We start from the raw sequence: 18,042 nt of genomic DNA, 5'->3' as shown, positions 1-18,042 counted from the left end.
CGGCTGTTGACCTGATCCCGCCGGATACGTCAGTTAGGCGCCTCAAAGAGGAACCCGATGTCCGCCAATATCTCGCCTGTCTGGCAACCACCCGCCATTACCCCGCTCGATCCGGCGATCCAGCCGATGATCCGCGCCCGTATCGACGGCAAGGCCAAGCCGCCGGGATCGCTCGGCCGAATCGAGGATCTCGCGGTGCGACTCGGCATGATCCGGCATCCCGGCGAGCCGCGCGGCGATAATGCCGTGCTGCTGGTATTCACCGCCGATCACGGGTTGGTCGCCGAAGGCGTGTCGCAATATCCCGCCGCTGTGACGGTGGCGATGGTGATGACCTTTCTCGCCGGCCGCGCCACCGCCAACGCCTTTGCCGCCGCGAACCATGTCGAGATCCGCGTCATCGATGCCGGCATCGCCGCGGAAATGGCCCCGCATCCGAAACTGATCGACGCCAGGATTCGCCCGGGCACGGCAAACGCCGCGCGCGAGCCGGCCATGACGCCGGATCAGGCCGCCGAGGCGCTGACGCGCGGCAGCCGGATCGCGATCGGCGAGATCCGCAACGGTGCCGATATTCTCGCGCTGGGCGAGATGGGAATCGGCAACACCGCCTCCTCAGCGCTGCTGGTTCACCGGTTGGCGCCCGCGCCGCTCAATGACTGCATCGGCGTCGGCGCCGGACAGGACGAATCCGGCATGGCGAAGAAGCGCGCCGCGATCGAGATGGCCGCCGCGCGCAGCGCTGCGACCGCGCCGCTCGAGGTGCTCGCCGAATTCGGCGGATTGGAGATTGCGATGATGGCGGGCGCCGTGCTCGGCGCCGCCTCGCTGCGCCGGCCGGTGATCATCGATGGTTTCATCTCCACGGCAGCCGCGCTGCTGGCGATCCGGCTGTGCCCGGAGGCGCGCGGCTATTGCGTGTTCGCGCATCGCTCCGCCGAACGCGGCCACGACATCGCGCTCGCCGCCCTCGACGCCCAACCGCTGCTCGATCTCGGCCTGCGGCTCGGCGAAGGTAGCGGCGCGCTGCTGGCGGTGCCCTTGGTGCGCGCCGCAGCGCGGCTGCTTACCGATGTCGCTGATCTCAACGACGTGCTGGCGGGAAACATCTGATGCGCCTGCCCGGCGACCTGCTGAATGCGATCCGCTTCCTGACCATCGTGCGGGTGCCCGATACCGAGAGCGCGACGGCACCGGACTGGCTGGCGCGGGCAATGAAATATTTTCCGCTGGTGGGCGCCGGTATTGGCCTGTGCTCTGCGATCGTGTTGCTGATCGCCAACGAGTTCTGGAGCCCGGTGATATCAGCCTTGCTTGCGGTGGCCGCCAGCATAGTTCTCACCAGTGCGCTGCATGAAGATGGCCTCGCCGATACCGCCGACAGCTTTGGCGGTGGCTGGACAATCGAAAAGCGTCTCGCGATCATGAAGGACAGCCGCATCGGCAGCTACGGCGCGCTGGCGCTCGGGCTCGGCATCGCGTTGCGCGTCGCCGCGATTGCAGACCTGCCGATGTGGGCCGGACCGGCGGCACTGATCGCGGCGCACGCGGCAGCGCGCGCGGCACCGGCCTGGGTGATGAACCGTCTCCACTATGCCGGCGAGACCGCGGCGATGAAAGTGAGTTATGCCGAGGCGCCAGTGCGCAGGAATGAATTACTTTTCGCACTGGTGATCATGTTGCTGGCGGCGTTGCCGCTGGCATTGATATCGCTGACCTCCGTCGCCATCGGCCTGCTCTGCGGCGCGACGCTGGCGGCCCTGCTCGCCATCTGGTCGCGCCGCCTGCTCGGCGGCTACACCGGCGATGTGCTGGGCGCCATCGAACAAGTATTCCAGATCGGATTTTTGCTCGGCGTCGCGGCGGTGATGGCTTGACTGTAGCCCGGATGAGCCGTTGCGAAATCCGTGGCCGGCGGACTTGTCAAAACGCTGTCCCGGATGTCGCTTCGCTCTTCCGGACTACGATAGCCGCCAGCGCAGCGGCAGCTGATAGGGCGCGCCCTCGAACGCCTCGGCGCCGCGGCCGATCCGGCGGATGGCATCGACCATGGCGCCGTTGCGACCGAGCAGATCGTCAGCCAGTTGCACCATCAGGATATTCGGCGTGACCTCGGCCGAGCGGGTTCGCAACTCGCTGGCGATCGCCTGCTCGAAGCCGGGATTGCGATCACAGGCAATCACATAGGCAGCGGCGCTGGAGCGGCTGATGCCGGCCCAGCAGTGGACCAGCATCGGGCAATCACGCTCGTGGCGGCCGAAATCGAGGATCGCCTGCACCGTATTGCCATCCGGCGCGGTCAGGCCCGGCGTGGCAACAACGATATCGTGAAATGTCAGCCGCAGGTGGCGCTGATGCGCAAGTGTGGTCCAGTCATGCAACTCGGCACTGGGCGACAACAGCGTCAGCAGATCGAAGCCGTCAAGCCTGGCCGCGACGTTTGGCAGACCGCCCAGCGACGTCACGTAAATCGGATGCTGTGACGTCATGTCGATGTTCTAGAGGTTCTGGCCGTCGAGCAGACGCACGGCCTCGTACAAGGTCGCGGCGCCGACGGCCAGTTGCTCGGACGTCGACCATTCTTCCGGACAATGGCTCTTGCCGTCCTTCGACGGGATGAACAGCATCGCGCTCGGCCCGATATGCGAGAGGAAGGCGGCGTCGTGGCCGGCGCCGGACGCCAGTGTCGTCGTGGAATAACCAAGCTTGTCGGCGCTGCGAGTCAGCAGATCGCGCAGATGCGCGTCGCACGGCGCCGGCGGATTCTGCGACAGTATCGCAAAGCGCTCGCGTTTCACCTTGGCGCGCTTGGCGATATCGGCACTTTCGCGATCGAGCAACCCGACGAATTCTTCCACCAGCGCCGACTTCTCGGCGCGGATGTCGAGAATCATGCGCGCGCCGCCCGGCACGACGTTGGATGCGTTCGGGCTCAATTCCAGAATGCCGGTCGTCGCGACAAAATGGCCCTCGTTGCGCGCGGCGAAGATGCGCGCCTGGCGGTCAACCAGCAGCAGCAGTTCGGCGGCCGGCAGGCTGGCGTCGCGGCGATATTCCATCCGCGTGCTGCCGGCGTGATCGGCGGCGCCCGTCAGCACGATCTCGACGCGGGTGATGCTGGCGATCCCGGTGACGATGCCGAGGTCGAGCTTGCCACTCTCCAGCACCACGCCCTGCTCGATATGCAGTTCGAAATAGCCGGCGATTTTTGGCGGCGTCATCGTCGCGATCGCCGCGGGATCGCCGCCGACCCGGGCGATCGCGTCATGCAGCGTCTCGCCCTGCGCATTGGTATAGCCCAGCATCCTGGCGTCGAGTTCGCCGACCATGGCTCGGCTGCCGACACAGGACAGGCCGTATTCGCTGGGCTCCTCGGCGAGAAAATCGACGATCTCGACCGGATGCCGGAACGCATAGCCGGAAGCCTGCAGCGCCCGCACCGCTTCCAGCGCCGTCAAGATCCCGGAGATGCCGTCGAAGCGGCCGCCCGAGGGCACGGTATCGGAATGCGAGCCCAGCATGATCGCCGGCGCGCCTGTGACGCTGCCCTCAAGCCGCGCGATCAGGTTCGCGCCGGCATCGAGCCGCACGGTCATGCCGGCCTCGATGAATTTCTGCCGCAGCCAGTCACGGCCTTCGAGGAAACGCGGCGAGAACGAGCGCCGGGTCCATGGCTTGCCGGGATCGGTGATGGCGGCGAGCGCCATGTGCTCGTCCCACAGGCGCTGCTGATCGATCGGCGGCTTGGTGGAGATGGTCGTGCTCAAGACTGCGGCCCGTTCGGTTCGATGATCACCATGGGCCAGCGGGGCTGGCGCCTTCCGGATAATTGTTGAACACTTTGCGCGCGATCAATCAAGAAACCAACGGGAGACGAACCATGAGCGCCAACAACAAGAAAATTGCCTGGGTCACCGGCGGCGGAACAGGCATCGGCAGGGCCGGCGCGGAGGCGCTGCTGGCGGATGGCTGGACCGTAGTCATCTCCGGCCGCCGCGCCGAAATGCTGCAAGGCGTCGTCGACGAAATCGGGGCCGGCGGCAAGCCGATCGAGGCGATGGCGCTCGACGTCAGCAACGCCGCCGATGTGAACAAGGTCGCGCAGGCGATTCTCACGAAATACGGTCGCATCGATCTTCTCGTCAACAGCGCCGGCGTCAATGTGCCGAAGCGCACTTGGCAGGATGTGACCCAGGAAGGCTGGGACCAGATCGTCGATATCAACCTCAACGGCGTGATGTACTGCATGCGGGCCGTGCTGCCGGCGATGCGCGCGCAGCACGACGGCTGCATCATCAACGTGGCCTCCTGGGCGGGCCGCATCGTCTCGAAGATGACCGGCCCAGCCTATACCGCCACCAAACATGCGGTGCTGGCGCTGACGCATTCCTTCAACATGGACGAATGCGTCAACGGGCTGCGGGCCTGCTGCCTGTCGCCCGGCGAAGTCGCCACGCCGATCATGCTGAATCGCCCGGTGCCGCCGAGCGAGGAAGTGATGGCGCGAATGCTGCAGCCGGCCGATCTCGGCCGCACCATTGCCTTCATCGCCGGCATGCCACCGCATGTCTGCATCAACGAGGTGCTGATCAGCCCGACCTGGAATCGGTCGTTCATGGCGATGTAGACAGCGCGCGGCTCCTTCGTCCCTTCTCTCCTTGTGGGAGAAGGTGGCGCGGACGAAGTCCACGTCGGATGAGGGGTAATCATCGGGCTCGGAGTTTGTGGCTCCCCTCACCCGACCGCGCTGGCGCGCGGCCACCCTCTCCCACAAGGGGAGAGGGAAGAAGAATCATCGCTGGCTATATCAGCGTCGCACCAAAATTCCGCGCCGGATCCATCTCCGCGGCCAGCCGTCCGGTCGGCGCCGCGGCGCGGCCGCCGTCGCGCAGCATCAGGCGGCCATCACCGGGCGTGCCATGAAACGCACCGTCCTCGACCAGCACTTTGCCACGCAACAGCACCGTCTCCGGCCAGCCGGTGATCTCGTTGCCTGCGAACGGCGTGAAGCCGGCGAGGTCATGCATCATCGCATCCGACAGCGTTACCTTCTTCAAGGGATCCCAGATCGCGATATCAGCATCCATGCCGATGGCGATCGAGCCCTTGTTCGGCAGATTGTAGATCTGCGCCGGCGCGGTCGAGGTCAGTTCGACGAACTTTTGCAACCCGAGCCGGCCCTTCGAGACCATGGCGTCGAACAGCAGCGGCAGCCGCACTTCGAGGCCGGGTATGCCGTTGGCGATCTGCTTGAAATTCGGGTTAGGACCGGCGCGCAGCTTGCCGGTGTCATCATAGCGGTACGGCGCATGATCCGACGAGACCAGTTGCAGGTCGCCGAGTTCGAGCGCGCGCCACAGCGCCTCCTGGTCATCGGTGGTGCGCGTCGGCGGACTGCACATCCACTTCGCACCCTCGGTGCCGGGCTTGTCGAGATCCTCGGCGGTAAGGAACAGATATTGCGGACAGGTCTCGGCAAACACCTTGACGCCGCGGCCGCGCGCTTCGCGGATCACTGCCGCGCCCTCGCGGGTCGAGACGTGGAAGATCATCACCGGCTGGTCGAGCAATTCGCTGAACGCGATCAGCCGGGTGAAGGCCTCGGATTCGGATACCCGCGCATGACTGACCGCATGATATTTTGGCGCGGTGTAGCCCTTGTCGAGCAGGCGTTTGACCATCCAGGCGATCACGCCATGGTTTTCGGCATGCACGCAGACCAGCGCCCCGGCGGCGCGGGCAGCGGCGAGGATGTCGAGCAGCTTCTCGTCGTCGACCCGGAGCCGGTCATAGGTCATGAAGATCTTGATCGAGGAAAAGCCTTCGCTGACCAGCGCCGGAAGATCCTCGGCGATCACCTTGTCGGTGACATCGGCGACGATGATGTGGAAGGCGTAGTCGATCATCGCGCCCTTCTTCGCCAACGCCGTGTAATCGGTGACGACCTCGCGCACATCCATGCCGACGTGCTGGGCGGCGAAGGAAATCACGCTGGTGGTGCCGCCGAATGCCGCCGATCTGGTGGCGGACTCGAAGGTGTCGGCATTCATGATGCCGGCGGCCGAGAGCTGCTCAATATGGGCGTGGGCATCGACGCCGCCGGGCAGCACCAATTTACCCGATGCATCGATCTCTTTCCGGCCGGCGGCGAGATTGATGCCGAGCGCGACAATGGTCTCGCCTGAAATGCCGACATCGGCGGCAAAGACGGCGCTGGAAGTGGCAACGGTGCCACCGCGGATGACGAGATCATAGGCAGGTTCGGACAAGGGCGGCTCCAGTGACGGCTCAACGTTCGGGATTGCATTGAACGCTTTGATAACACGCACATTCCGGTAATACTGCAACCGTGACAAGGAGCCTGATATGCTGCGCCGCAAGAAGATCTTGGTGGTTAATCCGAATTCGAACACGCAGGTAACGCATCACCTGACGATCGCGCTACAACCGGTGTGCTTCGAGGCCGGCCCCGAAATCGAATGCGTGACGCTGGCCGAGGGGCCGATCGGCGTCGAAACGCAGGCGGATCTCGAAAGCGTCACCATGCCGCTGCGCCGTCTGGTCGCGGCCGACAATTCCGCCGATGCCTTCGTGATCGCCTGCTATTCCGATCCCGGCCTGCATGTCAGCCGCGAGGCGACGACGCGGCCGGTGTTCGGCATCGCCGAGGCCGGTGTATTGAGCGCGCTGGCGCGCGGCGATCGTTTTGGCGTGATCGCGGTGGCGCAGCGCTCGATCCCGCGGCACCTGCGTTACCTCCGCCAGATGTGCCTGATGGATCGATTCGCCGGCGAGCGTCCGCTCAACATGACCGTCGCGGAGACCGCGTCGGGCGCCGACACGCTGGAGCGGATGATCAAGATCGGCCGCGACCTGAAAGACATTGACGGTGCCAATGTCGTGGTGATGGGCTGCGCCGGCATGGCGCGGCACCGCATCGCGCTTGAGGATGCGATCGGCATCCCGGTCATCGACCCCACCCAGGCCGCGGTCAGCATGGCGATCGGCGCGGTGATGTTTCAGTAGGCTGTTTTTCACCTCTCCCCATCGGAGAGAGGTGAGGGAACATTGTTCGCCCTACTCTGGCGGCAGGATGACGCCGGTCTGCGAGGTGATGCGGCCGTAATGCTCGATGCGGCGGTGGCGTTCGAAATCGAAGATGGTCTTCTTGCCAAAAGCAGTGTCGTCGAGATCGCAGGCGCAAACCAGCAATTCGTCGGCTTCGGTCTCGGCTTCGGCAAGAATCACGCCGTTGGGATCGACGATCAGGCTGCCGCCGATCAGCGGAAAGCCATCCTCGTTGCCGCCCTTGGCGACCGCGACCACGAAGGTCGAGTTCTGATAGGCGCCAGCCTGCACCGACAACCGGTTGTGGAACAGGCGCTGCTCCGGCCCTTCCACCGACTTCTGCGAATTCACCGATGGCGTGTTGTAGCCGAGCACGACCATCTCGACGCCCTGCAGCCCCATCACGCGGTAGGCTTCCGGCCACCGACGATCATTGCAGATCAACATGCCGAAGATGCCGCCAAGCGCGCGAAACACCGGGAAGCCGAGATCGCCGGGCTCGAAATAGCGCTTTTCGAGATGCTGGTGGGTGCGCTCGGCGTCGAATTCGACATGGCCGGGCAAATGGATCTTGCGATATTTGCCGATGATTTTGCCGGTTCGGTCAGTCAGGATCTGGGTATTGAAGTGGTGACCGTCCGGCGTCAGCTCGGCATAACCGATCGACAGCGCGATATTGGCGGCGGCGGCGGCGTCGAACAATGGTTGCACCGCGGCGTTCGGCATTGCCGATTCGAACCAGGCATCCACATCCTTCTGATCGGTCATGTAATAGCGCGGAAAGAACGTGGTCAGCGCCAGTTCGGGATAGACAACGAGATCGGCGCCCTTCGCCTTGGCTTCCGCCAGCAGCGCCAGCATCCGCTTGACGACGGCTTCGCGGCTCTCCGCCTTCTGGATCGGGCCCATCTGGGCGGCGGCGACGTTCAGGATGCGCATGAATTTGTCCGGGTTCGGGTTTGCGCGCCGCTTGTAACAGGTGCGGTCGCGATGTTCGAGCCCGGACGGCGGCATCACCTATGCGTAGACATGCACGACCGACGTCACCACGCGCATTCCTCGCGCGCATGGCGTGACCGGGATAGCCGGTCACGCCATGTTCTCAGACCGCCGTATGGTCGTGATGACCATGACCGCCCGCGATTGCCGACACCGGCGCCAATGGCGCGAGGTGATCCACCGTCGCTTCGCCGTGCTGGGTCAGCGGCCGGTTGCCGGCCAGCGCGCGGAGCAGCACGTAGAACATCGGCGTGAAGAAGATGCCGATGGCCGTGACGCCGATCATGCCGGAGAACACCGCGACGCCCATCGCATGGCGCATCTCGGAGCCGGCGCCGGTCGAGATCACCAGCGGCACCACGCCCATGATAAAAGCCAGCGAGGTCATCAGGATCGGCCGCAGCCGCAGCCGGCTGGCCTCGATCGCGGCCTCGATCGGCGTGCGGCCGCCGAATTCCAGCTCGCGCGCGAACTCGACGATCAGGATGGCGTTCTTCGCCGACAGGCCGACCAGCACGATCAAGCCGATCTGGGTGAAGACGTTGTTGTCGCCCTTGGTGATCCAGACGCCGAACATCGCCGCCAACAATCCCATCGGCACGATCATGATGATCGACAGCGGCAGCGTCAGGCTCTCATATTGCGCGGCCAGCACCAGGAACACCAGCAGCAGCGCCACCGGAAACACGATGAAGGATGAATTGCCGGCGATGATCTCCTGATAGGTCAGTTCGGTCCATTCGAAACCGATGCCCTTCGGAAACGTCTCCGCGGCGACGCGTTCGATCGCAGCCTGCGCCTGCCCTGTCGAATAGCCCGGCGCCGCATTGCCGTTAAGATCGGCGGTGAGGAAGCCGTTATACCGCATGGCGCGTTCCGGCCCGGCGCTTTCCTTGACCTTCAGCAGCGTCGACAGCGGCACCATCTCGCCGGTGTCGGAGCGTACTTTCAGCAGACCGATATCGTCGGCGCGGGCGCGGTATTTGGCGTCCGCCTGCACGCGCACCGAATAGGTGCGGCCGAACTTGTTGAAGTCGTTGACGTAGAGCGAACCGAGATAGATCTGCATGGTCTCGAACACCGAGGTTACGGGCACCGAGAGCTGGCGCGCCTTGGTGCGGTCGATGTCGGCATACAGCTGCGGCACGTTGATCTGGTAGCTGGTGAACAGGCCGACCAGCTCCTTCTGCGCCGACGCCTTGGTGACAAATGCCTTGGTCGCCTCCGACAGCGCTTCGTAGCCGAGGCCGGCACGGTCCTCGATCTGCAGCTTGAAGCCGCCGATGGTACCCAGCCCCGACACCGGCGGCGGCGGGAACATAGCGATAAAGGCTTCCTGGATTTTGGAAAATTTTCCGTTCAGCGTCATCGCAATGGCGTTGCCGGACAGGCTCGGGTCCTTGCGCTCGTCGAACGGTTTTAGCGTCACAAATACGATGCCTGAATTCGAAGAATTCGTAAAACCGTTGATCGAGAGGCCGGGAAACTGGATCGCATCCTCAATCCCTGGCGTCGCACGGGCGATCTCGCCCATCTTGCGGATGACATCCTCGGTGCGGTCGAGCGTGGCGCCATCCGGCAACTGGGCAAAACCGACCAGATATTGCTTGTCCTGGCCCGGAACGAAGCCGCCCGGCACCGCGCGGAACAGATAGCCCGTTACGCCGATCAAGGCGATATAGACCACCATGACGAGGCCACGGCGCGAGATCACGCGACCGACGCCGCCACTATAAGCGTTCGAGCTCCAGGTGAAGGCGCGGTTGAAGCGGCGGAAGAACCAGCCGAGCGAGCGGTCCATGCCGCGGGTCAGAATGTCCTTCGGCGCATCGTGGCCCTTCAGCAGCAGCGCGGCCAAAGCCGGCGACAGCGTCAGCGAGTTGAACGCGGAGATCACGGTGGAAATCGCCACCGTCAGCGCGAACTGCTTGTAAAACTGTCCGGTGAGCCCGGTGATGAAGGCCAGCGGCACGAACACCGCGACCAGCACCAGCGCAATCGCAATGATCGGGCCGGTGACCTCGCGCATCGCCTGATAGGCGGCGTCCTTGGGCGACAGTCCCTTCTCGATATTGCGCTCGACGTTCTCGACCACGACGATGGCGTCGTCGACCACGATGCCGATGGCCAGCACCAGACCGAACAAAGTCAGCGCGTTGATCGAGAAACCGAATACGTGCATGACCGCGAAAGTACCGACGATCGATACCGGTACCGCGATCAGCGGAATGATCGAGGCGCGCCAGGTCTGCAGGAACAGGATGACGACCAGCACCACCAGTGCCACCGCTTCCAGCAGCGTGTGGATCACGGCCTCGATCGAGGCGCGTACGAACTGGGTGGGATCGTAGACGATGCTGTAGTCCATGCCGTCCGGCATGTTCGCCTTCAGCTCGGCCATCGCCTTGCGGACATTATCGGAGATCTGGATGGCGTTGGAGCCCGGCGACTGGAAGATCGGGATTGCCACCGCGGACTTGTTGTTGAGCAGCGAGCGCAGCGAATAATCGGCGGCGCCGAGTTCGATCCGGGCGACGTCGCGCAATCGCGTCACTTCGCCATTGCTGCCATTCTTGACAATGATCTCGCCGAATTCTTCCTCGGTCTGCAGCCGGCCCTGGGCGTTGATTGAGAGCTGCAAATCGAGCCCGGTATCATTCGGCGAGGCGCCGACCACGCCGGCGGCGGCCTGCACGTTCTGGGCACGGATCTCCTTGACCACATCGCCCGGCGACAGCCCACGCTCGGCGACCTTTTGCGGATCGAGCCAGATCCGCATCGAATAGTCGCCGGAGCCGAACAGCTGCACCTGACCGACGCCTTCGAGCCGCGCGAGACGATCCTTGACGTTGAGCACGGCGTAGTTGCGCAAATACGTCATGTCGTAGCGGTCGTTCGGCGACAGCAGATGCACCACCATGGTCAGGTCGGGCGCGCTCTTGATGGTGGTGACGCCCAGCGTGCGGACTTCCTGCGGCAGCCGCGGCTCGGCCTGCGACACCCGGTTCTGCACCAGCTGCTGCGCCTTGTCGGGGTCGGTGCCGAGCCGGAAGGTGACGTTCAGCGTCATCAACCCGTCGGTGGTGGCCTGGCTGCTCATATAGAGCATGCCTTCGACGCCGTTGATCTGCTCCTCGATCGGCGTGGCGACCGTCTCTGCTATCACCTTCGGATTGGCGCCCGGATAGGTCGCGCGTACCACCACGGTGGGCGGCGCCACTTCCGGATATTCGGAAATCGGCAATACCGGCATCGACAGCAGGCCGGCCAGGAAGATCAGGGTCGACAGCACGCCGGCGAAGATCGGGCGATCGATGAAGAATTTCGAGAAGTTCATGGCGCGGTCTCGTCGGTCACAGAAGCTTCAGGGCGCAAGGCTCCTCGCGCGGTCGGGGCATCGACCGCGCGGGGACGTTCGGGCAGTTGGAGGTTGGCCCTGTCCGCCTTCGTGGACCGGGCGTCGCGCCCTATTTGGCGCTGGCGACGCTGGTCTTGCTGCCAGTATTGGAAACCGAGTCCATCGCCACGATTTCCGGCTTGATCAGCGCGCCCGGCCGCACCCTCTGCAGGCCATTGACGACGATGCGCTCGCCGGCCTTCAGCCCGCCGAGGATGACGCGCTGACCATTGACCGAGACGCCAAGCGCGACCTCGCGGTATTCCGCCTTGTTCTGGGCATCGACAACCATGACATATTTTTTGTTCTGGTCGGTGCCGACCGCGCGTTCGCTCACCAGCAAGGTCGGCTCGGCCTTCGGCTGGCCCATCGTGAGACGGGCGAACTGGCCCGGCATCAGCCGGCCGTCGGAATTGTCGAACACCGCACGCACCCGCACGGTGCCGCTCTTGGCATCGACCTGGTTATCGATGAATTGCATGTGACCCTTGATCGGCGTGCCGTCGGAAGTCACGGTGCCCATCTGCACCGGGATGCGGTCGATATCGGCGGGGGTCTTCTCATCCGCCAGAGTCTTCAGCGCGCGGGTCACGACCTGCTCGTCGGCATTGAAGCTGGCATAGATCGGGTTGATCGATACTAGCGTGGTGAGCACCGGCGCGCCGGGACCAGCGGCGATCAGATTGCCGACGGTGAATTCCACCTTGCCGACACGGCCGGACACCGGCGCGCGGACTTCGGTGTAGCTGAGGTTCAGTTTGGCGGTCTGTAGCGCGGCTTCGGCGGCCTTCAGATTGGCCTCCGCCTCGCGAAACCCGTTGATGCGGGTGTCGAGATCTTTTTGCGAGATCCAGCGCGAATCCGAAAGCTGCTGGCCGCGGTCGAACTCGTTTTTGGTCAGCACGAGACGCGCCTTGGCGGCGGCAACCTGACCGTCGGCACGCGCCACATCGGCGGCGTACAGCGCCGGATCGATCAGCACCAGCAGGTCGTCCTTGTTGACCAGCGCGCCCTCGCGAAAATGGATTTCCTGAATCGCGCCGGCCACGCGGGAGCGGATCTCGACGCGTTCGACCGCTTCCAGCCGCCCAGAAAATTCATCCGACGGCGCGGTCTCGCTGGCGGTGACGACGGCCACCGAGGCAGAAAGCGCCGGGGGCGCTGCGGCCGTGACGGGATCGGCCTTGGCGGTGCCATTCCACTCTGCCAGCACCATCGCCCCACCGACAGCCAGCACGGCGACAATCGCAGCGGAAGCCATCAAGCGATTGTTTTCATTCATCTTACTCATGTCGAACCCCGATATTTCCGATCCGGACCGCAGTCCCGATCCAAACGGTAATGGCCGCAAGGGCCGCCCCGATCCACCCGAAAACAGTTACGCTGCAACGCACACATTCGTAACGTTCGGTATAGATGGTCTATCGACATCCGCTGTCAAGAGACATATCTAACGAAAGGTACGAAACTCGATATTGCTTTTGGAGGAGACGTTATGGCCTTGGGCCGCCCGCGCGAATTCAGCTGCGACAAGGCGCTCGACCAGGCGCTGCAGGTGTTCTGGCGCAAGGGCTATGAGGGAGCATCGATGGCCGACCTCACCGCCGCGATGGGCATCACCAAGCCCAGCCTCTATGCCGCTTTCGGCAACAAGGAAGAATTGTTTCGCAAGGCGCTCGACCGCTATGTCGATGGACCGGGCGGTTATTTTCAGGAGGCCCTGAGCAAACCCACCGCGCGCGAAGTGGTCTCCCATGTGCTGTATGAAGCGGCCGATGCGCTGACCAATCCGGACAATCCAGGCTGCCTGGCCGTCCAGGGCGCGCTCAGTTGCGGCGCCGCCGCGGAAACCATCAAACAGGAATTGATGATGCGCCGTGCCAAGGGCGAAAGCGATCTGCGGGAGCGCTTCTTGCGGGCGCAGGCCGAAGGTGACCTGCCGGGCGACTCAGACGCCGCTGATCTGGCGCGCTATGTTTCGACGATGTTGCAGGGCATGGCGGTGCAAGCCGCCGGCGGCGCCGACCACGGGCAATTGCGCCGCATTGCCGACATGACGATGCGGAGCTGGCCGCCGGTCTAAGCCATCGGCTCGAACGCGATTATGTTGATGGCGCGTCTCTTGCAGCGAGAACCGACAGGTCCACCACCGCGATCCCGCTGCACCGGCGACCTGACGGAAGATATCGTTATGGAGTTGAAGTGGCTCGAAGACTTTCTGAGTCTGGCCGCGACGCAGAGTTTTTCGCGGTCGGCCCATGAACGCCATGTGACGCAGTCGGCGTTGAGCCGCCGCATCCGGCAGCTCGAGAACTGGTTGTGCGTTCCGCTGTTCGATCGCAGCACCTATCCCGTCCGCGTCACCGCCGAAGGCAAGGCGTTTCTGCCCAAGGCCACCGAACTGGTCGGCTTGGTACACAGCGCGCGCCGCGATATCCGGCACCAGCACGCCGTGACGGCGGAAGTGCTGACCTTCGCCACTTTGAACACGCTGGCGCTGACGTTCTTCCCGGACTGGATCCGCCGGCTGGAGGGCCGCGGCCATCTGTTCAAGACCCATTTCGGCGAGCAGCGCTCATCCTTCGCGGGAAAGGTGTCGATGTTGCTCGATGGCGAGAGCGACTTCTTCCTGACCTATGCGCATCCAAACGTCCCGACCCATATCGACCCGGAACGCTTCTCGTATCGCTGTCTCGGCACCGAGGCAGCGATACCGGTCTCGGTTCCAGATGCAAACGGCAATGCCGTCCACGCGCTTTGCCCGTCAGCTCCTGCGATTGCCTATCTGAGTTACGGCACCGGCTCGTTTTTCGGGCGTGGGCTGGTGAAACTGCTGGCGGAACGCCCCCTGCCCCTGACCACGGTCTATGAGAACGCGATGTCGGCCGGCCTCAAGGCGATGGCGCTCGCGGGCTGCGGCGTCGGCTGGATTCCCGAAAGCCTGGTCGGCGAGGAATTGAAATCCGGCCAGCTGGTGGTCGCCGGCGATGCCTCCTGGCATTTGCCGACCGAGATCCGGCTGTACCGCGCCAGCGGCCGTTGCCGCCCCGCGGTCGAGCGTTTCTGGGCAGCGATCGACGATGTCGATCAGCGCGTCGAAAACCACCCGTCATTGTCGATCGCCGGCGCCGCCTGAAACACCTGGCGTAAGATGGGTATAGCGTCTTCGCGAAACCCATCACTCCCGCGCGCCAAATGTTGATGGGTGTCGCTAAGCGCTCAACCCATCCTACTTTTTTCAGCCAAACATCGGCGCCAGGAAATTCAGATCAGGCTGCGCGTCGAGCCACATCAGATTGTCGTAAAGCACATAAGTTGTGTCGCCCCCCAGCCGCTCGCAACAATCGGCGAATTTCGCCGCGCGATCGCGATCGTCGAAGGGATCGGCGATGCTGCCTTTGGCGTGCAGCCGTTCGGCCTGCAACACGGTGCCATCCCTGAGCCAGATGACGACCTGATGCGGCAGCCGCCGGCCTGCGCGTTCCTGCTCGCGACTGTGCGCGGTCATGTTGGTGAGCGTCAGCAGCGCCCGGATCTCCGGCCGCGCGATCTGCGCCAGGGTGAAATCCGCGAGGCTGAGCCGCTCTTGTTGTAGCGCCAGCGCGACGCAATATTGCATCGAGAACCGCGCCTGCATCTCGTCCTGCGGATCGGGATAACAAAGGTTGCGCGCATTGGCGATGCCGACGACGCACTCGATCGATACTACGTCGCCAGCGCTGAATCCATGACGCGCGCGCAAATCCAGCACCATGTCGACGACATAGTGTGTCGAGCCGCAGCACGGATGTCGCTTCGGAATCACGCCATGGCCTTCGATCGTCAATGGCCGAGCGAGTGTCATGTCGTCCCAGCCCTTCGCATCCGGCCCGCCGAACAGATCGCGAAAGCCTTGCGGCGCTTCGAGGATATCGAGCCGGCCGGTCAGCCCGGCGCTGCCCAGCGCCGCCGCCTCGACGGCATTGCGCGCCGCCATGCCGGCGTGAAACGGCTTGGCTGGCGTGCCGAACTGCCCCTTGATGCCGGCCGCCGAACTCACCGCCATGCTCATCGCCCGCGCCGTTGCGGCCGCGTCAAACCCGAGCAGCCGCGACACGCCAGCCGCGGTGCCGATCGCGCCACAGGTCGAGGTCGAGTGCCAGCCCACCGTATAATGCGCGGGATTGACGCCGAGGCCGATGGCCGCCTGCGCTTCCAGCCCGACGAGGTAGGCGTCCACCAGCGCGCGGCCGCTAACGGCGAGCGGTGCGGCAGCCGCGAGCAGCGCCGGCACCAGCACCGCCGAAGCATGGCTGTAAGCGGGTTGAAAATTGTCATCATAATCGAGCGCATGCGCGGCGGTGCCATTGACCAGCGCAGCGATGGCCGCCGGCGCCCGGCCGCCGCCGATCACCGGGCTGTCACCCGCGGCCGAGATCTGCGCGCCGACGGCGCGGCGCAGCGCCCGGGTCGAGAAATCATCGACGCCCGCGACCATGCAGCCGATCGTATCGGCAATCGCGTCGATGGCGCGGCGACGCGCGCGCGGCGGAAAGTCATTCGCCCCATGGCTCCAGCCGGCGATGGTTTCGATGGCACTGCTCATGGTCTCTCCGAAAAGCGAAGGCGGTGCGCGGCGTCAGCGCCGGTTCACGGCGTGGCGGGCATTGAGGATCAGGCGAAGCAATTGGCCGAACTGGAAGCGGTCGACGACCCGGCCGGGAATGGCGGTGTCGACGCGGTGCACAACCACCAGATCGAGCGGCGGGATGACGACGAGGAAATGGCCGCCACTGCCTTGCGCTGAAAAGCTGCCTTCCGGCTGCACCACACCGGGAAAGCCGGTGCCGGCTCGCGCCAGCCACCACATATATCCATAGGATCCGCGGGCGCCGGCGTCGGAATAAGGCAGCACGCTGGTCGCCACCCAAGCGGCGGGGATCACCTGCCGCGGCCCCCAGCGGCCATCGCGCAGATACATCAGGCCGAACCGTGCGAGGTCGCGGGTCGACATCGCGAACGGATAGGCGGGATGCTGCGAACACGCGTCCTGAACCATCCAGCCGTCCCGGTGTTCATCGTCGTGGCGGAAATCCTCCATGCCGAGTGGCCGCGCAATCGTGTCGCGCAAGGCATCATGAACGCCGCGGCCGGTGAGCTGCGCGAAGATCGTGCCTAACGCGTTGAAGTCCCAGTTGCTGTAGCACCATGCGGTGCCGGGCGGCTGCGAGTGCCGGGGCGGCTTGATCGCGCGCATCCACGGCGTCTCGTAGCCGGCGGGGTGATAGATGCCGGAGCGTGCCGTCAGCAGATCGTAGATGGTCGCCTTCTTCTCGACTGCGCTCAGCCCCTCGACGTCGTCGATCCCGAGCGCCTCCAGCGTCAGCGACAGATCGATGGTGCCGTCCTCAACATATGGCCCCATCAGCGCCGACAGGAAACTCTTGCGGATCGAGTGGCAGTTGTAGCGCCGAGTGATGTCACCCCAGCTCGCGACTTCGCGACCACCTTGCACGATCATCATGGCGTCGGTGGCGATGCTGCCGGCATAATGGAAGGCGTCGTTGAGACGCTCCAGCGACCAGCCAGCCGCGGCGATATCGTCGATCATCGTCCATGAAGAAGCCGGCCAGCCTTCATCGTGACGGACCTCATCGACAGGAAAATCAATCGCCATCATCGAGCCTTCCTTATGACGCTGCGTGATAGCCGATACTCGCCTCTAGAAATGTCCGCGTGTAGGGCTCCCTGGCACGGCCGCTGCGGACATCGGCGGCGCTCATCTCCTCGATGATGCGGCCTTCCGCCATCACGGCGACGCGGTCACACAAATGGGTAATGACCGCGATGTCATGGCTGACCATGAAATAAGTTACGTTACGATCTCGCCGCAGCGTCTTGAGCAGATTGAGGATTTCGGCCTGCACCGAGACATCGAGCGCGGAGGTCGGCTCATCCAGCAACAGCACCTCGGGCTCGATCACCAGCGCGCGCGCAATCGCCACGCGCTGGCGCTGGCCGCCGGACAGTTCATGCGGATAGCGAAACCGGAACGCGGGTCCGAGTCCGACCGCTTCCAGCACCGCGTCGATCCGCTTGCGCGGATTGTCGAATTTATGGATCGCCAGCGGTTCGGCCAGCACGCTCTCCACCATCTTGCGCGGATGCAGCGAGCCATATGGATCCTGGAACACCATCTGCACGCGGCGGAAGAAATCCTTGTCGCGCCGACGCGGCAGCTCCTTGTTCGCGAACAAAAGCGCGCCGTCGTAACTGTCGACCAGCCCGGCGATGCTGCGCAGGATGGTCGATTTGCCGCAACCGGATTCACCGATCAGGCCGTAGGCCTCGCCGCGTGCGATGGCGAAGGAGACGTTATCGACGGCGACCGTGGACAGCGCGCCTTTGCCGAACCTGACATGCAGGCCGACGGCTTCGAGGATACGATCCTTGCCCGGTGTCTGGGAGGGCATCATGTGGACGCGCTCCGGATCGTCGGACTTGTCAGCCAGGCGGGGTCGCGCCAAGGCACCGCGAGCATATCGACCGGACGGTCGAGCCGCGGCAGGCTGTCGAGCAGCGCGCGCGTATAGGGATGC

15 protein-coding genes and 1 pseudogene are annotated in these 18,042 nt (G+C 64.3%); 6 read left to right on the top strand and 10 right to left on the bottom strand.

Translation table 11 applies throughout. From position 1 onward, the window contains the following. The first annotated feature begins 57 nt into the window (after window positions 1-57). Window positions 58-1,113, top strand: a complete 1,056-nt coding sequence (cobT, locus tag Q0S16_RS15515; protein ID WP_295849808.1) for a nicotinate-nucleotide--dimethylbenzimidazole phosphoribosyltransferase — start codon at window positions 58-60, stop codon at window positions 1,111-1,113. Continuing rightward, entirely contained in the window at window positions 1,113-1,877 is a 765-nt protein-coding gene (locus Q0S16_RS15510; protein WP_295849806.1) for an adenosylcobinamide-GDP ribazoletransferase, read from the top strand. Before cobT ends, Q0S16_RS15510 begins: the two co-directional genes overlap by 1 nt. A gap of 84 nt (window positions 1,878-1,961) precedes the next feature. Here the strand turns inward: Q0S16_RS15510 and Q0S16_RS15505 are convergent, their stop codons facing one another. Beyond that, window positions 1,962-2,489 (bottom strand): tyrosine protein phosphatase, encoded by a 528-nt coding sequence (locus tag Q0S16_RS15505; protein ID WP_295849804.1) that lies wholly within the window; start codon window positions 2,487-2,489, stop codon window positions 1,962-1,964. A 9-nt stretch (window positions 2,490-2,498) separates the two neighbouring features. After that, window positions 2,499-3,767, bottom strand: coding sequence for a Zn-dependent hydrolase (locus tag Q0S16_RS15500; protein WP_295849802.1), 1,269 nt, complete (start codon window positions 3,765-3,767; stop codon window positions 2,499-2,501). A gap of 113 nt (window positions 3,768-3,880) precedes the next feature. Here Q0S16_RS15500 and Q0S16_RS15495 point away from each other — a divergent pair, with 113 nt between their 5' ends. Next, entirely contained in the window at window positions 3,881-4,627 is a 747-nt protein-coding gene (locus Q0S16_RS15495) for an SDR family oxidoreductase (protein ID WP_295849800.1), read from the top strand. Between the two features lie 175 nt (window positions 4,628-4,802). Here Q0S16_RS15495 and hydA read toward each other — a convergent pair whose 3' ends face one another. Further along, window positions 4,803-6,269: a dihydropyrimidinase gene (gene hydA, locus Q0S16_RS15490; RefSeq protein WP_295849798.1), complete on the bottom strand. Its 1,467-nt coding sequence runs from the start codon at window positions 6,267-6,269 to the stop codon at window positions 4,803-4,805. Between the two features lie 97 nt (window positions 6,270-6,366). Here hydA and Q0S16_RS15485 point away from each other — a divergent pair, with 97 nt between their 5' ends. After that, the gene (locus Q0S16_RS15485; protein ID WP_295849796.1) at window positions 6,367-7,026 is read left to right on the top strand and encodes an aspartate/glutamate racemase family protein; all 660 of its coding nucleotides are present in this window, start codon (window positions 6,367-6,369) and stop codon (window positions 7,024-7,026) included. A 51-nt stretch (window positions 7,027-7,077) separates the two neighbouring features. Here Q0S16_RS15485 and Q0S16_RS15480 read toward each other — a convergent pair whose 3' ends face one another. The 3 genes from Q0S16_RS15480 to Q0S16_RS15470 all read right to left on the bottom strand — a co-directional run bounded on the left by Q0S16_RS15480 (window position 7,078) and on the right by Q0S16_RS15470 (window position 12,755). Then, window positions 7,078-8,007 carry an N-carbamoyl-D-amino-acid hydrolase gene (locus Q0S16_RS15480; protein WP_295849794.1) on the bottom strand — a complete coding sequence of 310 codons (930 nt, stop codon included), beginning with the start codon at window positions 8,005-8,007 and terminating at the stop codon, window positions 7,078-7,080. A gap of 163 nt (window positions 8,008-8,170) precedes the next feature. Next, window positions 8,171-11,404 (bottom strand): efflux RND transporter permease subunit, encoded by a 3,234-nt coding sequence (locus Q0S16_RS15475; RefSeq protein WP_295849792.1) that lies wholly within the window; start codon window positions 11,402-11,404, stop codon window positions 8,171-8,173. Window positions 11,405-11,534: 130 nt separating this feature from the next. Further along, window positions 11,535-12,755: an efflux RND transporter periplasmic adaptor subunit gene (locus Q0S16_RS15470; protein ID WP_295849790.1), complete on the bottom strand. Its 1,221-nt coding sequence runs from the start codon at window positions 12,753-12,755 to the stop codon at window positions 11,535-11,537. Between the two features lie 204 nt (window positions 12,756-12,959). On the opposite strand from Q0S16_RS15470, the gene Q0S16_RS15465 reads away from it, so the two are divergent. Continuing rightward, window positions 12,960-13,547, top strand: coding sequence for a TetR/AcrR family transcriptional regulator (locus tag Q0S16_RS15465; protein ID WP_295849787.1), 588 nt, complete (start codon window positions 12,960-12,962; stop codon window positions 13,545-13,547). A gap of 108 nt (window positions 13,548-13,655) precedes the next feature. Continuing rightward, a complete protein-coding gene (locus tag Q0S16_RS15460) occupies window positions 13,656-14,600 on the top strand; it encodes a LysR family transcriptional regulator (RefSeq protein WP_295849785.1) in 945 nt (314 codons plus the stop codon). A gap of 102 nt (window positions 14,601-14,702) precedes the next feature. On the opposite strand, the gene Q0S16_RS15455 is transcribed toward Q0S16_RS15460, so the two are convergent. The 4 genes and pseudogenes from Q0S16_RS15455 to Q0S16_RS15440 form a co-directional block, all read right to left on the bottom strand. Next, window positions 14,703-16,049: an MmgE/PrpD family protein gene (locus tag Q0S16_RS15455; protein WP_295849784.1), complete on the bottom strand. Its 1,347-nt coding sequence runs from the start codon at window positions 16,047-16,049 to the stop codon at window positions 14,703-14,705. A gap of 33 nt (window positions 16,050-16,082) precedes the next feature. Then, entirely contained in the window at window positions 16,083-17,123 is a 1,041-nt protein-coding gene (locus Q0S16_RS15450; protein WP_295849782.1) for a serine hydrolase, read from the bottom strand. Window positions 17,124-17,133: 10 nt separating this feature from the next. Further along, complete coding sequence (locus Q0S16_RS15445) at window positions 17,134-17,919, bottom strand: ABC transporter ATP-binding protein (protein WP_295849779.1); 786 nt, start codon at window positions 17,917-17,919, stop codon at window positions 17,134-17,136. Then, window positions 17,916-18,042 (bottom strand): annotated as a pseudogene (locus Q0S16_RS15440) (ABC transporter ATP-binding protein); the annotation flags it as partial. The gene Q0S16_RS15445 and the pseudogene Q0S16_RS15440, both read right to left, overlap by 4 nt.

The organism is Tardiphaga sp. (assembly GCF_025356345.1).
GTDB lineage: Bacteria > Pseudomonadota > Alphaproteobacteria > Rhizobiales > Xanthobacteraceae > Tardiphaga.
Note: the sequence above shows the minus strand (reverse complement) of the source record. Positions and strands in the feature narration are given on the sequence as shown.